At 68.6% G+C, this 18,398-nt stretch carries 19 protein-coding genes; 9 read left to right on the top strand and 10 right to left on the bottom strand.

Annotation, left to right across the window (positions count from 1 at the left end; genetic code table 11):
* Window positions 1-16: 16 nt before the first annotated feature.
* From gnd to dnaA, 3 genes are all read right to left on the bottom strand, one after another.
* Window positions 17-907, bottom strand: coding sequence for a phosphogluconate dehydrogenase (NAD(+)-dependent, decarboxylating) (gene gnd, locus L3Q65_RS36065; RefSeq protein ID WP_182893506.1), 891 nt, complete (start codon window positions 905-907; stop codon window positions 17-19).
* Between the two features lie 49 nt (window positions 908-956).
* Window positions 957-2,090 carry a DNA polymerase III subunit beta gene (gene dnaN, locus L3Q65_RS36060; protein ID WP_037809143.1) on the bottom strand — a complete coding sequence of 378 codons (1,134 nt, stop codon included), beginning with the start codon at window positions 2,088-2,090 and terminating at the stop codon, window positions 957-959.
* Window positions 2,091-3,003: 913 nt separating this feature from the next.
* On the bottom strand, window positions 3,004-4,695 hold the full coding sequence (gene dnaA / locus L3Q65_RS36055; protein WP_182893504.1) for a chromosomal replication initiator protein DnaA: 1,692 nt from the start codon (window positions 4,693-4,695) through the stop codon (window positions 3,004-3,006).
* A 601-nt stretch (window positions 4,696-5,296) separates the two neighbouring features.
* On the opposite strand from dnaA, the gene rpmH reads away from it, so the two are divergent.
* The 5 genes from rpmH to L3Q65_RS36030 are packed head-to-tail and all read left to right on the top strand — an operon-like array spanning window position 5,297 to window position 7,948.
* A complete protein-coding gene (rpmH, locus tag L3Q65_RS36050; protein ID WP_037363527.1) occupies window positions 5,297-5,440 on the top strand; it encodes a 50S ribosomal protein L34 in 144 nt (47 codons plus the stop codon).
* Window positions 5,441-5,462: 22 nt separating this feature from the next.
* Window positions 5,463-5,894, top strand: a complete 432-nt coding sequence (rnpA, locus tag L3Q65_RS36045; RefSeq protein ID WP_237597676.1) for a ribonuclease P protein component — start codon at window positions 5,463-5,465, stop codon at window positions 5,892-5,894.
* A 6-nt stretch (window positions 5,895-5,900) separates the two neighbouring features.
* The gene (gene yidD / locus L3Q65_RS36040; protein WP_037809137.1) at window positions 5,901-6,227 is read left to right on the top strand and encodes a membrane protein insertion efficiency factor YidD; all 327 of its coding nucleotides are present in this window, start codon (window positions 5,901-5,903) and stop codon (window positions 6,225-6,227) included.
* Window positions 6,228-6,231: 4 nt separating this feature from the next.
* Window positions 6,232-7,380 carry a membrane protein insertase YidC gene (yidC, locus tag L3Q65_RS36035; RefSeq protein WP_182893502.1) on the top strand — a complete coding sequence of 383 codons (1,149 nt, stop codon included), beginning with the start codon at window positions 6,232-6,234 and terminating at the stop codon, window positions 7,378-7,380.
* Between the two features lie 28 nt (window positions 7,381-7,408).
* Window positions 7,409-7,948 (top strand): R3H domain-containing nucleic acid-binding protein, encoded by a 540-nt coding sequence (locus L3Q65_RS36030; protein WP_067578310.1) that lies wholly within the window; start codon window positions 7,409-7,411, stop codon window positions 7,946-7,948.
* 207 nt (window positions 7,949-8,155) lie between these two features.
* Here the strand turns inward: L3Q65_RS36030 and L3Q65_RS36025 are convergent, their stop codons facing one another.
* Together L3Q65_RS36025 and L3Q65_RS36020 are read right to left on the bottom strand one after the other, a co-directional pair.
* On the bottom strand, window positions 8,156-8,389 hold the full coding sequence (locus L3Q65_RS36025) for a hypothetical protein (protein ID WP_237597675.1): 234 nt from the start codon (window positions 8,387-8,389) through the stop codon (window positions 8,156-8,158).
* Between the two features lie 19 nt (window positions 8,390-8,408).
* On the bottom strand, window positions 8,409-8,564 hold the full coding sequence (locus L3Q65_RS36020) for a hypothetical protein (protein ID WP_237597674.1): 156 nt from the start codon (window positions 8,562-8,564) through the stop codon (window positions 8,409-8,411).
* A gap of 314 nt (window positions 8,565-8,878) precedes the next feature.
* Here L3Q65_RS36020 and rsmG point away from each other — a divergent pair, with 314 nt between their 5' ends.
* The 3 genes from rsmG to L3Q65_RS36005 all read left to right on the top strand — a co-directional run bounded on the left by rsmG (window position 8,879) and on the right by L3Q65_RS36005 (window position 11,582).
* Complete coding sequence (rsmG, locus tag L3Q65_RS36015) at window positions 8,879-9,559, top strand: 16S rRNA (guanine(527)-N(7))-methyltransferase RsmG (protein ID WP_237597673.1); 681 nt, start codon at window positions 8,879-8,881, stop codon at window positions 9,557-9,559.
* Window positions 9,560-9,645: 86 nt separating this feature from the next.
* On the top strand, window positions 9,646-10,569 hold the full coding sequence (locus tag L3Q65_RS36010) for a ParA family protein (RefSeq protein ID WP_304504531.1): 924 nt from the start codon (window positions 9,646-9,648) through the stop codon (window positions 10,567-10,569).
* A complete protein-coding gene (locus tag L3Q65_RS36005) occupies window positions 10,566-11,582 on the top strand; it encodes a ParB/RepB/Spo0J family partition protein (protein WP_182893009.1) in 1,017 nt (338 codons plus the stop codon). The genes L3Q65_RS36010 and L3Q65_RS36005 overlap by 4 nt, the downstream gene beginning before the upstream one ends.
* Before the next feature lie 131 nt (window positions 11,583-11,713).
* Here L3Q65_RS36005 and L3Q65_RS36000 read toward each other — a convergent pair whose 3' ends face one another.
* Together L3Q65_RS36000 and L3Q65_RS35995 are read right to left on the bottom strand one after the other, a co-directional pair.
* Window positions 11,714-12,664, bottom strand: coding sequence for a D-alanine--D-alanine ligase (locus L3Q65_RS36000; protein WP_009085339.1), 951 nt, complete (start codon window positions 12,662-12,664; stop codon window positions 11,714-11,716).
* A 30-nt stretch (window positions 12,665-12,694) separates the two neighbouring features.
* Window positions 12,695-14,014 carry a PLP-dependent aminotransferase family protein gene (locus L3Q65_RS35995; protein WP_182893008.1) on the bottom strand — a complete coding sequence of 440 codons (1,320 nt, stop codon included), beginning with the start codon at window positions 14,012-14,014 and terminating at the stop codon, window positions 12,695-12,697.
* Between the two features lie 181 nt (window positions 14,015-14,195).
* Between L3Q65_RS35995 and L3Q65_RS35990 the strand changes: the two genes are divergently transcribed.
* The gene (locus L3Q65_RS35990; protein WP_182893007.1) at window positions 14,196-14,840 is read left to right on the top strand and encodes a GNAT family N-acetyltransferase; all 645 of its coding nucleotides are present in this window, start codon (window positions 14,196-14,198) and stop codon (window positions 14,838-14,840) included.
* Between the two features lie 766 nt (window positions 14,841-15,606).
* On the opposite strand, the gene L3Q65_RS35985 is transcribed toward L3Q65_RS35990, so the two are convergent.
* The 3 genes from L3Q65_RS35985 to trxB form a co-directional block, all read right to left on the bottom strand.
* Complete coding sequence (locus tag L3Q65_RS35985; protein WP_037809125.1) at window positions 15,607-16,755, bottom strand: N-acetylmuramoyl-L-alanine amidase; 1,149 nt, start codon at window positions 16,753-16,755, stop codon at window positions 15,607-15,609.
* A gap of 267 nt (window positions 16,756-17,022) precedes the next feature.
* Complete coding sequence (gene trxA / locus L3Q65_RS35980; RefSeq protein ID WP_067578295.1) at window positions 17,023-17,346, bottom strand: thioredoxin; 324 nt, start codon at window positions 17,344-17,346, stop codon at window positions 17,023-17,025.
* 28 nt (window positions 17,347-17,374) lie between these two features.
* Complete coding sequence (trxB, locus tag L3Q65_RS35975; RefSeq protein ID WP_237597672.1) at window positions 17,375-18,367, bottom strand: thioredoxin-disulfide reductase; 993 nt, start codon at window positions 18,365-18,367, stop codon at window positions 17,375-17,377.
* Between the last annotated feature and the right edge of the window lie 31 nt (window positions 18,368-18,398).

Below are 18,398 nucleotides of genomic sequence, written 5' to 3'. Positions count from 1 at the left end.
GCGGGGACCGCGGGAGCTAGCTCCCGGCCTTCTTCACAGCGTGGCCGCCGAACTGGTTGCGCAGCGCGGCGACGGCGCGCATCGCGGCGGAGTCCTTCTGCCGGGAGGAGAACCGGGCGAACAGCGCGGCCGACAGCACCGGCGCGGGCACCGCGTTGTTGACCGCTTCTTCCAGCGTCCAGCGGCCTTCGCCGGAGTCTTCGACGTAGCCTTCGAGGTCGTCCAGTTCCGGGTCCTCGTCCAGCGCGCGCACCAGCAGGTCGAGCAGCCAGGAGCGGACCACGGTGCCGCGCTGCCAGCCCTTGATCACGGCGGGCACGTCGTCGACGATCTTCGCGGCTTCGAGCAGTTCGAAGCCCTCGGCGTAGGCCTGCATGATGCCGTACTCGATGCCGTTGTGGATCATCTTCGCGTAATGCCCGGCACCGACCGAACCGGCGTGCGAGAAGCCTTCCTCGCGCGGACCTTCCGGACGCAGCGCGTCGAAGATCGGCATCGCGCGCTGGACGTCCGACGCCGCGCCGCCGACCATCAGGCCGTAGCCGTTGTCCTTGCCCCACACGCCGCCGGAGACGCCGCAGTCGAGGTAGCCGACGCCGTGCGAGGCGAGCAGATCGGCGTTCAGCTTGTCGTCGGTGAACTTCGAGTTCCCGCCGTCGATCACCAGGTCGCCCTCGGACAGCAGCTGCCCGAGCTCGGTCACGGTCTGCCGGGTCGGCTCGCCTGCCGGGACCATGATCCACACGATCCGCGGACCGGACAGCTGGGAGACCATGTCCTCGAGCGAGGTCGAGTCGCTGACGTCCGGGTTGCGGTCGTAGCCGACCACCTCGTGCCCGGCGGCGCGCAGCCGCTCGCGCATGTTGAAGCCCATCTTGCCCAGGCCGACGAGACCCAGCTGAACCATGAGATCCCCTTTGGATTGGATCGGTTTTCCTCGGTTGGACGCGCGGCGCTCAGCCCGGCAGCCGGACCGGCATGAGCAGGTAGAGATACCCGGGGACGACGTTGCCCTCGGCGTCGGCGGGCTTGATCAGCGCCGGGCGGTTGGGCGTGGTGAACGTCAGCTCGGCCCGGTCGCTGTGCAGCGCGCCGAGCCCGTCGACGAGGTAGCCGGGGTTGAACGCGATGGTGACCGGCTCGCCCTCGTAGTCGACCTGGAGTTCTTCCTCGGCGCTGCCCTCGTCGTCGCCGCCCGCGGACAGCCGCAGGGAGCCGTCGCCGAATTCGAGCCGCACCTGAGTGCCGCGCTCGGCGACCAGCGACACGCGCTTGATCGACTCGGTGAGCGCGCTGACCTCGATGACCGCGCGCGAGGTGTGGTTCGCGGGCAGCAGCTGGCGGTACGGCGGGAACTCGGCGTCGAGCAGCCGGGTGGTCGTGTAGCGGCCCGCGCCGGACAGGCCGAGCAGGCCGTCGCCGGAAGCGAGCGCGAGCTGCACGGTGGTGCCCGCGCCGCCGAGCGTCTTGGCAGCCTCGGCGAGCGTCCGTGCCGGGACGAGCACCGCGGCGTCGGACAGGCCCTCGGCCGGCTTCCAGGTGAACTCGCGCATCGCGAGCCGAAACCGGTCGGTGGCGACGAGGGTGAGCGTCTCGCCGGAGATCTCCAGCCGCATGCCGGTGAGCATGGGGAGCGTGTCGTCCTTGCCTGCCGCGGTGGCGACCTGGGTGACCGCCTGGCCGAAGACGTCGCCGGTGAGCTCGCCCGCGTGCGCGGGCTGGGACGGCAGCTGCGGGTAGTCCTCGACCGGCATGGTCGGGAGGCTGAACCGGGCGCTGCCGCAGGTGATGGTGGCGCGGGCGCCGTCGACGGAGATCTCCACCGGCTGCGCGGGCAGCGCCTTGGTGATGTCGGCCAGCAGGCGGCCGGAGACGAGCAGCCGTCCACCGTCGGCGATGGTCGCGGGCACACCGACCGTGGCCGAGACCTCGTAGTCGAAGCCGGAGACCGTGAGCGCGTCGGACTCTCCATCCGCGCCCGCGTCGAGGAGAACACCGCCCAAGACCGGCACTGGAGGCCGGGAGGGGAGGCTTCTGGCCACCCACGCGACGGCGTCGGCGAGCCCGTCGCGCTCGACGCGGATCTTCATGCGCGCTTCCTTTCGACAGCCGAGCCCCTCGGCTCGTGAAGGGGTCGCTGGGCACCAGTCGTGAGCACCGCGCGCGACCGGGTCCCCGCTCGGTCCGGTCCGCCCCGCGCGGGAACGGACCAGCTGCAGACATCCACGTTAGGCCGTCGCCGGGGGTGCCGTCACCTCGGCCTCCCCTTCACTTTGTCGACATAACGACACGAATCTCAGCTTGTCCCCAGTTTCGTCCTCCGCCTGTTTTTGTTCTGTTCTTTCTTAGAAGAGATGAAAAACCAGTAGCAGTAATAGGGGCTGTGGATTGTGTGGACAGCACTCGTTCGCGCTGGTCGTGGCGTGCGGCGGCCTGTGGGCAGCCCTGGTGGCGGATCGGTGGATGGTTCGGGCGATCCGTGGATGGTTTCGGGCCGTCCCGGATTCATCCACAGTTGTCCCCAGTTATCCCCATGGCTGTCCCCAGGTTGGGACCGAGTTGTACCCAGGCTCTGGGGGCAGCCGAAGCGGCCGGGATCGCCCTGGTGAGTGACGACCCACAGTTGTGGACTACCTGTGGGCAACCTGGGGAATCCGCGTGGACAACCATGGGGACAACCTGTGGATTCGGTGTGAGCGGGATGTGGATCGAATCCGGGTCGTCGCAGCTCCGGGATCCGTTGGCACTGTGGGCAAACTGCCCACACCCTGGGGAAAACCCCTTGTGTATCAATAAGTTTGAGAAATTCTCTGTACACAGGCTGTGGACGTCTGTGGATACGTACGCGCGCTTCGCTCCGCTGCCGATGCGTACGCACGCTTCAGCTGCGTACCGGCGAGAAGCCCGTCAGGGCAACGAAAAGGGGCACCACGGGAGTCCGTGGTGCCCCTAGAACGTCGAAACAGGACTGTCTAAATGCGAGTGTCCAAACGCGGCAGTCGGCTACTGGCGAGCGCGCTGCTTGATTCGCGAGGTCAGCTCCTGCACCTGGTCGTAAATCCGCCTGCGCTCGGCCATCTCCTTGCGGATCTTCTTGTCCGCGTGCATGACGGTCGTGTGGTCGCGGCCGCCGAACGTCTGGCCGATCTTCGGCAGCGACATCTCGGTCAGCTCGCGGCAGAGGTACATCGCGATCTGGCGGGCTGTGGCGAGCGCCTTCGTCTTGCCGGGTCCGCACAGCTCGTCGAGCGTCACGTCGAAGAACTCCGCGGTGACGCCCATGATGGTCGGCGCGGTGATCTCCGGCGTGTGCGAATCCGGGATCAGGTCGCGCAGCACGATCTCGGCGAGCCCGACTTCCACCGGCTGCTGATTCAGCGACGCGAACGCGGTGACGCGGATCAGCGCGCCCTCCAGTTCGCGGATGTTCGCCTCGACCCGCGACGCGATGAACTCGAGCACCTCGCCGGGCACCGCGAGCCGGTCCTGTGCCGCCTTCTTGCGCAGGATCGCGATCCGGGTCTCCAGCTCAGGCGGCTGGATGTCGGTGATCAGGCCCCATTCGAACCGCGTCCGCAGCCGGTCCTCCAGGGTTTCCAGCCGCTTGGGCGGCCGGTCGGAGCTGACGACGATCTGCTTGTTCTGGTTGTGCAGCGTGTTGAAGGTGTGGAAGAACTCCTCCTGGGTGCCTTCCTTGCCCTCCAGGAACTGGATGTCGTCCACCAGCAGGATGTCGACATCGCGGTAGCGGCGCTGAAAAGCGACCTTGCGGTCGTCTCGCAGCGAGTTGATGAAGTCGTTCGTGAACTCTTCGGTCGAGACGTAGCGCACGCGCATGCCGGGGAACAGCCGCTGCGCGTAGTGCCCGACCGCGTGCAGCAGGTGCGTCTTGCCGAGCCCGGACTCGCCCCAGATGAACAGCGGGTTGTACGCGCGTGCCGGCGCCTCGGCCACGGCGACTGCGGCGGCGTGCGCGAAGCGGTTGGACGCGCCGATGACGAACGTGTCGAAGTTGTACTTCTCGTTCAGCTTCGTCTTCGAGGTCTGCGGCTGCGCCGGAGCGGTGTAGGGCTGGCCCGCGATCGGCTGCCCGGCGAACCGGGGCCAGATCTCGTTGGCGGTCGCCAGCGCTTCGCCCTCTTCGTCGACTTCTTCGTCCGGGTCCTCGAGGTCGTCCAGGCCGGGGTGGACCGGGTGCAGCGGCTGCTGAGGAGGCGGTGGCGGCGGCGGGTCGACCCGTGCCGGCGGAAGCCCGGCCGCTTCGACCTGCGGCCGGCGAGGCGGCGGCTTCGGCTTCGGGCGCTCTGGGCGCACGTGGTCGGCCTGGCCGTTCTCCAGGTGCGGGCTCGGCTGCGGCGCCGGCTCCGGCCGAGGAACGTCGTTTTCCACCCGGGCGGGTGACGCCGCATAGCGGGGGGCGGGCGCGACCGGTTCCGTGCTGTCGACCTTCACCGCGAGCGACACCGGGCGGCCGAGCCGCCGCGACAGCGCTTCGGTGATCGAGGTGCGCAGCGCGCGTTCGATGGCTTCCTTCGCGAAATCGCTCGGCGCGGCGAGCAGCGCGGTGCCGTCGAGGAGACCGATCGGGCGGGTCACCCGCATCCAGGCTCGTTGCTGCGGGGAGAGGGTGCCGTCGGACAGCTCCCGCACCACCTGCTCCCAGATGACGCCCAGATTGTGCTGGTGCTCCGACACCGGTCTGACTCCCCTCCCCTCGTCGGCGCGCACGCCTCGGACCCACCCCCGAGCACGTCCTGGAAGCTCGCCTCGAGCACGCGGTCCGGACTCACCCGCGCGACGGCACAGCGATATCCACAAAGTTGTCCACAGCTGTGCACTAATGTACGGCCGTCCGCAGCCACGCGACCTGCGGGCTCGGCGTACTCCCCGGGCGCCTCCACACCCCCCGACGTCGGCGAGGCCTCATCGGTCCTGCCCGGAGGTCGAGAGAGGCACGCTAACAAGCCCTGCTCGATGCCACAAGACGTGGTGCTGCGCAAGCATTTCACGGTGTACGGCGTGTTGCCATTCGGTGCCGCGCCGTGCCGGGAGGCAGTCTCGCGGGTCGGTCGCCGAGGGTGGCGGAGGGGCGCCTGCGGCGTTCACGACCGGGGTGCGTACCCTCGTAAGGTCTCCCGTATGCGACGGGTGCGTTTCGCGTGCCTACGTATGTCGTCGCTCGTCGTGACGAGGCCACCCGGTGGTAGGAGACAGCACGAACTTCCGTGCGACCCGCACGACACGCCGGGCGCCGGGGAATCCGCCGTCGCCCGACGGCCGAGACACAGGAGAAGCAGTGAGCAAGGGCAAGCGCACCTTCCAGCCGAACAACCGTCGTCGCGCGAAGACCCACGGTTTCCGCCTGCGCATGCGGACCCGTGCGGGCCGGGCGATCCTCGCGGCGCGCCGTCGCAAGGGCCGCGCCGAGCTGTCCGCCTGATCCGGCTCCGCCGAACCGCGTCGTGCTGCCCGCTGGCGCACGTCTGCGGCGGAGCGAGGACTTCCGGGTCGTCCTCCGCCGGGGGTCCCGGGCCGGCAGGCGCCGCCTCGTCGTCCATGCGTTGACCACGGACCCGTCCGTGGCCGCCTCGTTCGCGGCCAGGGCGGGTTTTGTGGTGAGCAAGGCCGTCGGGAACTCGGTGGTGCGCCACCGGGTGACCCGGCGGTTGCGGCACCTGGTTTCCGCGCGTCTCGGAACACTGCCCGCGGGCACTTCGTTGGTGGTACGGGCACTGCCTCCGGCCGCGTCCGCGTCGAGCGCTGAGCTCGGCGCGGATCTCGACGCCGCGATGCGCCGGCTCGGCCTCTCGCCGTCCGGCCGTCCGGCCGGGGCCGATGCTCCCCGGCAGCCGCGTCAGCAGGGCGCGGCACCCGACCACGGATCAGCGGTGTAAACGGCCATGGACGCCACCTCCGAACACAGCACCACCGAAGTACCCGAGGACGAGTCGCCGCCCCGGCCGGGACCGGTCGCGTGGGTGCTGCTCCTCCCCGTGCGGTTCTACCGCAAGGCGATTTCGCCCTTTCTTCCTCCGGCCTGCCGGTTCTACCCGAGCTGCAGCGCGTACGCAGTCGAAGCCCTGACCCGCCACGGCGCGGCCAAAGGCTCCTACCTCGCGCTGCGCCGGCTGCTTCGCTGCGGCCCGTGGACCCCGCCCGGCCGCGACCCGGTGCCCGAGAAGTTCTCGTGGCGACACCGCACGCCTGAAACACCGATCGAGGAGTAGCTCAGTGCTCGATTTCATCTACTACCCCGTGTCCTTCATCTTGTGGTGTTGGCACAAGGTCTTCGGGTTCGTCTTCGGGGAAGCGACCGCGATCTCGTGGATCCTCGGCATCATCTTCCTGACGTTCACCGTCCGCGGCATCATGTTCAAGCCGTTCGTGAACCAGGTCCGGTCGATGAAGAAGATGCAAGACTTCGCGCCGGAAATGAAGAAGATCCAGAAGAAGTACGCGAACGACCGGCAGCGCCAGGCGCAGGAGATGCAGAAGCTCCAGCGCGAGCACGGCGTCAACCCGCTCGGCAGCTGCCTTCCGATGATCCTTCAGATCCCGGTCTTCATCGGCCTGAACCACGTGCTGCGCGCGTTCACCATGCCGCCGCCCGGCGGCGGGGACAAGACCGAGAACTACTTCTTCAACGCGCAGGACGTGCACTCCTACGTCAGCGCGAAGCTCTTCGGCGTCAACATGGGCGAGGCGGTCAACAACGGCGTCGGCGCCGTCGCGGGCCACGTCGCGAACGGCGGCTGGCACTGGGAGGTCCTCCCGGTCGCGCTGCCGCTGATGATCATCGCCTCGATCGCCACGCACCTCACCGCGCGGCACTCGGTCTCCCGGCAGAACGCGTCGGCCGCGGGCACCCCGCAGACCGCGATCATGAACAAGCTCACCATGTACGTCTTCCCGCTCGGTGTGCTCGTGTTCGGTGCCTTCTTCCCGCTCGGCCTGCTCTTCTACTGGCTGGCGAACAACGGCTGGACGCTCATGCAGCAGCGCCTCGTCTACACGAAGATCGACAAGGAAGAGGCGGCCCGCAAGGCGGAGGCGGCCGAGAAGCGCGCGTCGCTCGGCCCGAAGCCGGGCCAGAAGCCGACCGCGCCGAAGGTCGGGCAGAAGCCGGTGCAGCAGAAGAAGAACCAGCAGCAGGGCCAGCAGGGCAAGGTGACCAAGGCGGGTTCGGCGCACGGCTTCGCGCAGACCTCGTCCTCCGGCGGCAAGTCCGGCGGCGTCGCTTCCACGGAGAAGAAGGCGGCCGAACCGGCGGAGAGCGCGCCCGAGCAGACGTCGAACCAGAACGGATCGAAGGAGAACGGCACCGGGGTGCCCGGACTCCTCAAGGACTCGAACAGGAAGTCGGGCCGGAAGCGTCGCTGACGCTTCGGGTTCGGAGAGGAGACTGAAGATGTCGGAGACGGTCGACACGATCGACGCCGATCAGGAAGAGACGAGCGCACCGGCCGAGCCGAAGGCAGGCGGTGACGATGCTCTCGTGCAAGAGGGCGACATCGCCGGCGACTACCTCGAGCGTCTGCTGGACCTGCTCGACTACGACGGCGACATCGACCTTGATGTCGAAGCGGGCCGCGCCATCGTCAGCATCGACGGCGGCGACGACTTGGAGAAGCTGGTCGGCCCCCGCGGCACGGTGCTCGAAGCGCTGCAGGAGCTGACCCGCCTCGCGGTCCAGCAGGAGACCGGCTCGCGCAGCCGGCTGATGCTGGACATCGCGGGCTGGCGCGCGGACCGCCGCGAGGAGCTCCGCGAACTCGGCCGGTCCACCGCCGAGTCGGTGCTGTCGAGCGGCGAGCGGGTTCGCCTGCAGCCGATGAGCCCGTTCGAACGCAAGGTCGTCCACGACGCGGTCGCGACGGTCAAGGGCGTCACGAGCGAGAGCGAGGGCGAAGACCCGAAGCGCCGCGTGGTGATCTTCCCCGAGGACTGAGCCCCTCGGACGCGTTGTGCGTTGCGCGTCTCGCGTCTCGCGTTGAGCACTGAGCCGAAGCGGCCCACTGGAGTTAATCCCGTGGGCCGCTTCTTTTGTGTCCGCTCTTCTTACGCGTACCGGTGGCGGGTCACGGAACCGCGCTGACTGTCGCGATCTCGGATGCTTCACGTACCCGGCCCCGCTATGCGGACCCGCCGCCCGGCGTTAGCTTCTTCCCGAGCCGAGCCGAGCCGAGCCGAGCCGAGCCGAGCCGAGCCGAGCCGAGCCGAGCCGAGCCGAGCCGAGCCGAGCCGAGCCGAGCCGAGCCGAGCCGAGCCGAGCCGAGCCGAGCCGAGCCGAGCCGAGCCGAGCCGAGCCGAGCCGAGCCGAGCCGAGCCGAGCCGAGCCGAGCCGAGCCGAGCCGAGCCGAGCCGAGCCGAACCGACTGCTCCGCTCCATGCCTCCTGACTTCGGGCGCTCAATCGGCAGCGTCGACTCCTCCTTCGGCGGGTTCGCGAGCCGAGCAGCCGCGCTCGTTCGACTTGCCCGCAGCTCGCCACTCCCCTGCGGCTCCTGCGCGGCCCAGCCCGTCGTAGCGCTCGTCGGCGAGGTAGCTCGCGACGGTTCGGATCATGGCGAGCTGGATCGTCGCTGCGACGCGGGCCGGTGTGCGTTCGTGGTCGCGCGCGGAAGGGCCCGCGCGTCGTCAGCCGGAGGTCTCTCCCTCGCGCTCCAGCGGAGCGAATTACAAGCGTGGCGTTTCACGTGAAACTCGCCGCCCCGCCTCGCCCAGGCGACCGCGTTTCACGTGAAACGACCTGTGGATCGCTCGGCGACTCGAGTGGAGTTGTCCACAGTTGCGGTCTGTCGGCTCGATTTGGCGTCGGCATCAGGGACAATCAATCGAGCGCGTTTCACGTGAAACGCGCGGAGCGAGGAGTGGGAGTAGTGAGCTTGGACGGCGCCACCGGGACGGTCCGGACCGCAGCGGTGGAGGTGTTCGGGGAGCGCGTCGAGCAAGCCGCCGGGTACGTGGAGCTGCTGGCGACTCATGGGGTCGAGCGAGGGTTGATCGGACCGCGTGAGGTCGAGCGGCTGTGGGAGCGGCACGTGCTGAACTCCGCGGTGATCGGCGAGCAGATCCCGTCCGGGGCGCGCGTGGTCGACGTCGGGTCGGGTGCGGGGCTTCCGGGAGTACCGCTGGCGATCGCTCGACCGGACCTCGATATCGTGCTCTTGGAACCCATGGCTCGCCGGGTTGACTGGTTGGCCGAGGTCGCCGAGAAGCTGGAACTCCCGATCACCATCGTCCGTGGACGCGCCGAGGAGCGGTCCGTATGCGAGCAGCTGAGTGGCGCAGACGTCGTCACCGCCCGCGCGGTCGCCCCTCTTGCTCGGCTCGCGGGCTGGTGCCTTCCCCTGGTTCGTCCCGAAGGCCGACTGGTTGCCCTCAAAGGCGCCAGCGCCGCCGAAGAGATCTCCCGTGACCGCGACGCGGTGCGCAAGGCCGGCGGTGCCGAACCACAGGTCGCGGAATGCGGGAAGGCAGTACTCGAAGTCCCCAGCACGGTGGTCCTGATCCGTCGCCTGCCGCCGAAGCCGACCCGGCCACGCGGCAGACGGAGCTAGCGAACGACAACAGCCGCGCCGTTCCACGTGAAACATCGCGGTGTGAACGCCCCCGAATCGTCTACCAGGAGGAGGTGTCGAGACCGGTGAATCCCCCGCCGTCCGACTCCGCGGAGGCCAGCCAGGAGATGGGCTGGACGCCGATCGCTGAAGAAGCCGTTCGTGCCGCGAGCGTGCTCCACCCCAAGGAAGGGGTGCTCCCCCGGCCCTCTCGCCGCCGGGTGCTCACCGTCGCCAACCAGAAGGGCGGGGTCGGCAAGACGACGAGCACCGTCAACCTGGCTGCGGCGCTCGCCGTGCACGGGCTGAAAACATTGGTGATCGACCTCGACCCGCAGGGCAACGCCAGCACCGCGCTCGACATCGACCACCGCTCCGGGACGCCCTCGATCTACGAGGTGCTCATCGGCGAGGTCTCGATCGCCGAAGCCGCACAGCAGAGCGAGCAGTCCCCCAACCTCTACTGCGTGCCCGCGACGATCGACCTCGCCGGTGCCGAGATCGAACTCGTCTCCATGGCGAACCGCGAGACGCGGCTCAAGGAGGCGCTGTCGTCTGGGGCGCTTGACGAGATCGGTGTCGACTACGTCTTCATCGACTGCCCGCCGTCGCTCGGTCTCCTCACCGTCAACGCGATGGTGGCGGCGCAGGAAGTGCTCATCCCGATCCAGTGCGAGTACTACGCACTCGAAGGTCTCGGGCAGCTCCTCAGCAACATCGAACTCGTGCAGCAGCACCTCAACCGCGAACTCAGCGTGTCGACGATTCTGCTCACCATGTACGACGGTCGCACCAAACTGGCCGACCAGGTGACCAACGAGGTCCGGAACCACTTCGGCGACACGGTGCTGAAGACCGTCATCCCGCGCAGCGTGAAGGTGTCCGAGGCGCCTGGCTACGGCCAGACCGTCCTTGCTTACGACCCCGGTTCACGTGGTGCCATGAGCTATCTCGACGCGGCGAAGGAGATCGCCGAGCGGGGTGTGAACGAGAGGAGCAGCACCACATGACTGAGCGCAGAGGAGGGCTGGGCCGCGGACTGGCGGCCCTGATCCCGACCGGACCGGCGACGCCTCCTCCGGCCGCGACCGAGACCGCCACGCCCGCGGAGAAAGCGGTACGCGAGGACAAGGGCTGGTTCGCGGCGAACGGCGCGGCGGGCCAGCAGGTCGCGGGTGGCGAGGTCGCCGGCGCGGTGTACCGCGAGATCCCGGTCAGCTCGGTCAAGCCGAACCCTAAGCAGCCTCGCCAGGTTTTCGACGAGGAAGCACTCGCCGAACTCGAGCATTCGATCCGCGAGTTCGGGCTCATGCAGCCGATCGTCGTCCGCGAACTCGGCGATGACGAGTACGAACTCGTCATGGGCGAGCGCCGGCTGCGCGCCTCGCAGCAGGCGGAACTCGAGGCGATCCCTGCGATCGTGCGGCAGACCGCCGACGAGTCGATGCTGCGCGACGCGCTGCTGGAGAACATCCACCGCGTGCAGCTGAACCCGCTCGAAGAGGCGGCGGCTTATCAGCAGCTGCTCGACGAGTTCGCGGTGACGCACGAGGAGCTCGCCGGGCGCATTGGCCGTAGCCGCCCGGTCATCACGAACACCATCCGATTGCTCAAACTGCCCCTCCCCGTGCAGCGGCGAGTGGCCGCCGGTGTCCTGTCCGCCGGGCACGCGCGGGCGCTGCTGTCGTTGGAGGATCCGGAAAGCCAGGAAGAACTGGCGGCGCGGATCGTCGCGGAGGGCATGTCGGTGCGCGCCACCGAGGAAGCCGTCACGCTGAAGAAGAGCGAGAAACCGGCGAAGCCGAAGGCCGCTCCCCGCAAGCCGATTCAGGCACCCGGATTGCAGGAACTGGCGAACCGGCTGTCCGATCGGTTCGACACCCGGGTGAAGGTCGACCTGGGACGGCGCAAGGGGCGCATCGTTCTCGAGTTCGGGTCGGTTGACGATCTTGAGCGGATCGTCGGGATCATCGACGCGAATTCCGGGGAGAAATCGGCGAATCAGAGCGACGAAACCGATTAGGGATCACCCAGGGGCGTTTCGTCACGGTGATGATTGCGGATCGAAGCGGCCATGGTCACCCGGAGTGGCCGCCGAAATCGACCGGCGCGGGGAAGGGCGGCAGTCCGCCGCCCGCCCCCGTCCGCCTGGTTTTAGTTCGCGCGAGCGACGGCGCGCGCGACGAGGTCCGCGAAAACTGAACCGAGCGTCGTGCCGGCGGCCTCGACCGCCATCGGCACCGTCGACGTTTCGGTGAGACCCGGCGAGAGGTTCACTTCGAGGAAGTGGACTCCCCCGTCCGGCGTGATCACCGCGTCGGTGCGCGAGATGTCGCGCAGCCCGAGCCACCGGTGCGCACCGACGGCGAGTTCGCTGACCGCCTTCGCGGCCTCGTCGGAAATCCGGGCCGGGGTGAAGAAGTCGGTGAGACCCGCGGTGTAGCGCGCGGTGTAGTCGTAGACGCCGCTCTCCGGCACGATCTCGACCGCGGGCAGGGCCTCAGCCCCGTTCTCCCCTTCGATGACCGTGACGGCCACTTCAACGCCGTCCACGAACCGTTCCGCGAGCACGGTGTCGCCATAGGCGAAGCAGCCGACCATCGCCGCGGGCAGCTCCGCAGCTTCGCGGACCACCTGCGTGCCGAGCGCCGATCCGCCCTGATCCGGCTTGAGGATCAGCGGCAGGCCGAGCCGCTCGACCATCGCGTCGAGCACCGACTGCGCACCCAGCTCACGGAAAGTGCTGTGCGGCAACACAATCCAGTCCGGCGTCGAGAACCCGGCCTGCTGCACGAACGCTTTCGCGGTCGGCTTGTCCCAAGCACGGCGGCAGCCCTGCGAGTGGGTGCCGACGAACGGCACATCGAGCATCTCCAGCACGGTTTGCACCGAGCCGTTCTCGCCCTCGCCGCCGTGCAAGGCAACGACAACCGCGTCCGGACGCTGCGTGCGCAGCCGTTCCAGCAGACCGGCGTCGGTATCCCACTCCTCCACCGTGAGGCCCTCGGCCCGCAGCGCGGCGGAAAGCCTGCGCCCGGAGCGGAGCGAAACGTCGCGTTCGTGGGAAAGCCCGCCGGCGAGCACGGCAACGGTACGGTCGACCACCGTGGGAACTCCTTAGTGTTGCTGGGCCGGTCAGACCGTGTCCGGAGACGGGGTCTCGGGCCCCGGGATGGTGCGCGCCTTCACGCTACCGAAGGTGCGGCTGAGGTCCATTTCGGACTCGAGCACCGCGGCGAGCCGGCGCACGCCCTCGCGGATGCGTTCCGGCGTCGGATAGCAGTACGACAACCGCATCTGGCGGGAGCCGAAACCGTCGGCGTAGAAACCGGTGCCGGACGCGTACGCGACCCGAGCGGTGACCGCGCGCGGCAACATCGCTTTGGTGTCAACGCCTTCCGGCACGGTGACCCACACGTAGAAGCCGCCGTCGGGGTTGGTCCAGGAGCAGCCGGGCGGCAGATACTGTTGCAGCGCCGACAACATCGCGTCGCGGCGTTCGCGGTAGTTCTCCCGGAACTTCTTGATCTGGCCCTTCCAATCGTGCGTCGCGAGATAGCGCGAGACGATCATCTGGTTGAAGGTCGGCGGGCACAGCGTCGCGGATTCCGCTGCCAGCACAAGCTTTTCGCGCACCGCGTGCGGCGCGAGCACCCAGCCGACGCGCAGCCCGGAGGCGAACGTCTTCGAGAACGAGCCGAGGTACACGACGTTGTCCGGGTCGAGCGAGCGCAACGCCGGGTAGGTCTGTCCGTCGAAACCGAGCAGGCCGTACGGGTTGTCCTCGATGATCAGGACGCCGTGTTCGCGGCAGATCTCGACGATCTCCGGACGCCGCTGCACCGACAGCGTCACGCCGGCCGGGTTGTGGAAATTCGGGATCGTGTAAAGGAATTTGACCCGCTGCCCGGCCTTTTCGGCTTGGTGCAAGGCTTCTCGCAACCCTTCGGGCACGAGGCCATGCTCGTCCATCGCGACGTGCACGACGTTCGCCTGGTAGGCGGAGAACGAGCCGAGCGCGCCGACGTACGACGGGCCTTCGGCGATCACGACGTCACCCGGGTCGCAGAAGAGCCGGGTCACCATGTCCAGGCCCATCTGGGAACCGACGGTGACCACGACGTCGTCAGGGTGCGCCTTGATGCCCTCGAGAGCCATGATTTCGCAGATCTGGTCACGCAGCGCGGGAATCCCGTGCGCGGACCCGTACTGCAGGGCGACGAGCCCCTCCTCGGCGATGATCTCGCCGACCTGAGCCGAGAGGGTGTCGAGCGGCAGCGCGGCGAGGTTCGGCATGCCGCCGGCGAGCGAGACGACCTCCGGCCGGCTTGCCACTGCGAAAAGCGCGCGGATCTCGGATGCGGTCATCCCGGCGGTACGTGCTGCGTACCGGTCGAGGTGCGGGTCGAGATTGTGGCGGCCGGTCTGCGGCTTGGCGGGGCGGTTCTCGGTCATCGGACACCTGAGGGCTCGGTGGTACCTGCTGGTAGATCCATCGAGTGTAACCGCGGCCTCTTCCGGCTCCCCGCTCTTCCGGCGCTTGTCACATCGGCCTATCCTCGGGGTGGTTCTTCCGGTGCTGCCTGCGCTCTTGCGGGCGCTGAGGCCGGAGTTGCGGGGTCCAGGGAGGTTTCAGGTGTCACGTCGCGTGGTGGGCGTCACCCTGGACAACCTCGAGCACCTGCCGAAGAGTTGCCGGCAGTGCGTGTACTGGGAGCTCGCGCCGCATCTGAAGGCGCAGGCCGAGGAGTACGGCTCCACCGAGGTCGAGAAGGAAGCCTGGGTGTCCAGCGTGCTGCTGGAATGGGGTTCCTGCGGCCGCATCGTCTACAGCGACACGCTGCCGGTCGGGTTCGTGCTTTACGCCCCGCCGAACGCGGTGCCCCGCTCGCTCGCTTTCCCGACGTCGCCGCCGAGCGCCGACGCCGTCCTGCTCACCGCTTTCCAGGTGCTGCCGGAATTCCGCGGCGGCGGCCTCGGCCGGATGTTGGTGCAGGCCGTGGCGAAGGACCTGACCAAACGCGGCGTCCGCGCGATCGAGTCCTTCGGCGACGCCAGTCCGGACGACGAGGACCCGCTGGGCCAGCACTCGTGCGTGCTGCCCGCGGCGTTCCTGCAGAGCGTGGGCTTCAAGACGGTGCGTCCGCACCCGAAGTACCCGCGGCTGCGCCTGGAACTGCGTTCCGCGATCACCTGGAAGGAAGACGTCGAAGCCGCGCTCGAACGTCTGCTGGGCCAAGTGACGATCACGACCGCTGAACCGAGCCTCGGCCGCGCCTGACCGCAGCCGCCTGCGCACTGGGTCAGCCAGAATGACCTTGCTGGCACCCACCCTGAACGACCCGCCTGGCTAGTCCGCCGTGCTCTGCCACTCCCCGGTCGCCTGGTCACTCTCCGTGCTGACCGCCGCGACAGCCACCAGGTCTCGCTTGCTCTAAGCGCTCCGCAATCCGCCCTCGTCGGCCTCGGGGTGCAGCCGCTCGAACCGCATCACCCGAGGTCAGCCCGCGCCTCTTCGCCGCAGACTCGGATGTCCTTAGCGGGTGCTTGACGAGCCCCATACCACCTCCGATTCGCTCGGAAAACACCCACTCCCGGTACCTGTGCACAACTGTGGAAGAGTCCCCAAGTTATCCACAGATTGCAGATAGAGGCCGTGGAAAAGCTGTGGATGGATAGAATGGATCTGGGGACGCCCCCCGGGAAGGGTGGGGGCTGCCCCCAGGTGTGGTGGGTGCTGTGGCAGTGGGGCGCAAGTTCTTGTGGCGCCGGTTAAGCGGTGTGGTTGCTCCGGTTGTTTGGTGTTGCGGGAGCGGTTGGCGGCAGGTGGGGGTGGGGCTGGAGTCGGGGGGAAGGGGGAGGCGGCCGGTTGTGACTGTGGGTAGTGAGTGGCGCAGGTGAGTGCGGGTCAGCACGGGTAAACGCCGGGGCGGAGAGGGCGGTGGCGCGTCGGGGCGCGCTGAGTGGGGCCCTGGGGCGGTATGCGCGCGAAAGGGCTGGGTGGGGCGAATCAGGGTGGAGCTCGGGAGGACGGATAGAGGGGGAAGCTATTCGGCCTTGGCCAGTTCGTGGGCCAGGACGTCGGCAAAGGTGAAGGTGCCGGTGGGCTGGTCGCCTTCGCCGAGGAGGTAGAGGCGCTTGACGGCGATGAGGATGCCTTCGGCCACGACGTCGCGGAAGGCGGGGTCGCCTAGGCGCGCGGCGTCGTCCGGGTTCGTCAGGTAGCCGATTTCCACGCGGACCGCTGGGCAGCGGGTGCGGGTGAAGATCTCCCACGTCTTGTAGTGCGTGCGGCAGTCCAGCAAGCCGGTACGGGCCGCGACCTCGCGCTGGATAAAGCCGGCCAGCAGTTCGCCGACGGTGGACGTCGTGCCGTTGCCGGTGCCGAAGTGGAAGCTCGCGACGCCCTGTGCGCGCGGCGACGGGTTGCCGTCGCTGTGCAGCGACAGGAACAGGTCCGCGCCGGCGTCATTGGCGAAACGGGCGCGTTCGAAATCCGTCGGGCTGTGGTTCGGGCCCCGGCTGATCAGAGCCTCCATGCCGGTGGCCTGCATCCGGCCTTCGAGCCGCCGCGCCAGATCCCAGGCGATGTCCGCCTCGCGCAGGCCGCCTGCGACGACACCGAGGTCTTCGCCGCCGTGGCCCGGGTCGATCACGATGCGCTTGCCGCGCAGCCGCGGGCCCGCCTGGCGCACCTGCTCCTGCTCGCGCAGGAAAACCGGGCGGCCGCCGCGGGCGCGCGGCGAAGACAGGCGGTGCAGTTCGCGGATGGTGGCCGGGCCGCAAATGCCGTCCGACGTCAGCCGCATGTCGCGCTGGAACGTGCGCAGGGCGCGCTCGGTCTGCGGACCGAAATAGCCGTCCGGGCGGCCCGCGTCGAAGCCCAGTTCGGTGAGCCGCTCCTGAAGAGTGAAAACGTCGTCGCCGTGCACCGGCGACGACAAAAGGTACTGGAGCGGGCGGCTCCCGAGGTGATAGCTGGCGCCCTTGAGCGCCTGATACGTCGCCGGGCCCACTACCCCGTCGGTGATGAGCCCGCGGCGCTGCTGGAACGCGCGCACGGCCTGCTCCACCGCGACGTCGAACGTGTTGTACCGCTCGGTCCCCGCCACCGGCGGGAGCAGATCCATCCCGGCAAGGATCGACCTGATCTCGGCGACGTCGGGACCGGCGTCACCGCGGCGGAGTACCCGCATGCACTCCTCGCTCTTCCTCAGGCACCGAAACCGGCTCGATGCGAAACAGAAACCCGGGTAGGGGTGTACCCAGGCACCTATTGTGCCCTGTGAACTCTCGGTAAGGACGCAGGCCCGGTCGGTGCGCCACCGGCGGGGGCGCCGCCCCGCCGCGGACACGCCGAGTGCACCTGCGCGCACACCCCCGTGCGGGTGGTTCCCGAACATGCGAGAACCCGGACCGGCGAGTCGATCGCCGCTGGCCCGGGTTCTCAGCAGGTGGACCGCTCAGAGCACGTCGGCGAGATCGGACAGCAGCGCGGCCTTCGGCTTCGCGCCCACGATCTGCTTCACCGGCTTGCCGCCCTGGAACAGGATCAGCGTCGGAATCGACATCACCTGGTAGTCACGCGCCGTGTTCGGGTTCTCGTCGATGTCGAGCTTGGCGACCTTGATCTTGTCGCCGTTTTCCTTCGCGATCTCCTCGAGCACCGGGGCGACCATCTTGCACGGCCCGCACCAGGTCGCCCAGAAATCGACGAGAACGGGCTTCTCGCTGGTCAGGACGTCGTCCACGAACGACTTGTCGGTCACCTTCACGGGTTCGGACATCGCTTGCTCCTTCAACTCGGTGGAAAAGTCAGTGCTCGCCGGCGCCGTAGCCGCCGCCGACCAGTTCCGGTGCTTCGTTCGCCTCGGCCCCGCCGTGCTCCGCGAGCCATCGTTCCGCGTCGATCGCCGCGCTGCAGCCGGAACCGGCCGCGGTGATCGCCTGCCGGTAAGTGCGGTCCACCAGGTCGCCAGCGGCGAACACGCCGGGCAGATTCGTGTACGACGTGCGGCCCTGGGTGAGCACGTAGCCGTCCTCGTCCACGTCCACCTGGCCGCGCACCAGCTCGCTGCGCGGATCGTGGCCGATCGCGACGAAGAACCCGGTCACGTCGAGCGTCTTCTCCTCGCCGGACTGCGTGTCGCGCACCTTCAGGCCGGACACCGTCCCGTCGCCCTCGACCCCGGTGATCTGCGAGTTCAGCTGCCACTTGATCTTCTCGTTCGCGCGAGCGCGCTCGAGCATGATCTTCGACGCCCGGAACTCGTCGCGACGGTGCACGATCGTCACGGACTTGGCGAATTTCGTCAGGAAGGTCGCCTCCTCCATCGCCGAGTCGCCGCCGCCCGCGACCGCGATGTCGTGGTCGCGGAAGAAGAAACCGTCACAGGTCGCGCAGGCGGACACGCCGCGGCCGAGCAGTTCCTGCTCGCCCGGCACCTTCAGGTACCGCGCGGCGGCGCCCATGGCCAGCACGACGGCACGCGCGGCGTAACGCTTGCCGTTCGCGACGACGTACTTCACGTCGCCGGTCAGCTCAAGCGACTCGACGTCCTCCGCGCGCAGCTCCGCGCCGAAGCGCTCGGCCTGCTTGCGCATCTCCTCCATCAGGTCCGGGCCCTGGATCCCGTCGCGGAAGCCCGGGAAGTTCTCGACCTCGGTGGTCGTCATCAGCGCACCGCCGAACTGCGTGCCTTCGAACACCAGCGGTTCGAGCTGTGCGCGCGCCGCGTAGACCGCTGCGGTGTAACCGGCAGGACCCGACCCGACGACGATCAGGTTCCTGATTTCCTCGGCAGCCACCCGTCAACCCTCCGCTCGTCATGACCTGTGC

Source organism: Amycolatopsis sp. FU40 (genome assembly GCF_021903635.1).
Classification (GTDB): Bacteria; Actinomycetota; Actinomycetes; order Mycobacteriales; family Pseudonocardiaceae; genus Amycolatopsis; species Amycolatopsis dendrobii.
This window is presented reverse-complemented; position numbering and strand designations above follow the sequence as displayed.

Bases quoted from the DNA above. Each gene is read 5' to 3' on its own strand.
- gnd (WP_182893506.1), bottom strand. From the start codon at position 907: ATGGTTCAGCTGGGTCTCGTCGGCCTGGGCAAGATGGGCTTCAACATG.
- dnaN (WP_037809143.1), bottom strand. From the start codon at position 2,090: ATGAAGATCCGCGTCGAGCGCGACGGGCTCGCCGACGCCGTCGCGTGG.
- yidD (WP_037809137.1), top strand. From the start codon at position 5,901: ATGGACGCCACCTCCGAACACAGCACCACCGAAGTACCCGAGGACGAG.
- L3Q65_RS36030 (WP_067578310.1), top strand. From the start codon at position 7,409: ATGTCGGAGACGGTCGACACGATCGACGCCGATCAGGAAGAGACGAGC.
- L3Q65_RS36025 (WP_237597675.1), bottom strand. From the start codon at position 8,389: ATGGAGCGGAGCAGTCGGTTCGGCTCGGCTCGGCTCGGCTCGGCTCGG.
- L3Q65_RS36020 (WP_237597674.1), bottom strand. From the start codon at position 8,564: ATGATCCGAACCGTCGCGAGCTACCTCGCCGACGAGCGCTACGACGGG.
- L3Q65_RS36005 (WP_182893009.1), top strand. From the start codon at position 10,566: ATGACTGAGCGCAGAGGAGGGCTGGGCCGCGGACTGGCGGCCCTGATC.
- L3Q65_RS35995 (WP_182893008.1), bottom strand. From the start codon at position 14,014: ATGACCGAGAACCGCCCCGCCAAGCCGCAGACCGGCCGCCACAATCTC.
- L3Q65_RS35985 (WP_037809125.1), bottom strand. From the start codon at position 16,755: ATGCGGGTACTCCGCCGCGGTGACGCCGGTCCCGACGTCGCCGAGATC.
- trxA (WP_067578295.1), bottom strand. From the start codon at position 17,346: ATGTCCGAACCCGTGAAGGTGACCGACAAGTCGTTCGTGGACGACGTC.